At 50.7% G+C, this 410-nt stretch carries 1 protein-coding gene; it reads right to left on the bottom strand.

What is annotated here, in order from left to right:
* Nucleotides 1-410: IS630 family transposase (locus J9889_RS21035; protein WP_210557999.1), on the bottom strand; the 410-nt coding region annotated here is incomplete at both ends.

Genomic DNA, 410 nt, shown 5'->3' with positions numbered 1-410 from the left:
TTAACCCAAGGGCTGTAAACTGGCTGGAACACCAGGCAGAACTTGGGATTCTTCTTCAACCATCGCTCGGTCTGTTTGCTTTTGTGAATGATGTAGTTATCGAGGATCAACGTGATGGTTTTGGCTCGTCGGTAGTGGTGGCGCAGCTTTTCCAGCATGGCAATAAACAGCGATGAGTTTTTCTTGATCCCGCTGACGTAAAGTACCCTTCCGTTGCCTGCGTGGAGAACGCCTGCCAGATAATGCTTGGCATTCTGCCCCGGTGTGACAACCCGCTTTTGCTGCGCTCTGAACATCCAGTCGGCTCCTAATTTGGGATTGAGGTCTATATCGACTTCATCCTCATAAAACACCGGATTATCGGCATCACAGCGGGCCAGCGCGGCGTCGATATTCGCCATTTTTTCCTG

This window comes from Aeromonas sp. PrichA-15, assembly GCF_017939245.1.
GTDB lineage: Bacteria > Pseudomonadota > Gammaproteobacteria > Enterobacterales > Aeromonadaceae > Aeromonas > Aeromonas caviae.
This window is presented reverse-complemented; position numbering and strand designations above follow the sequence as displayed.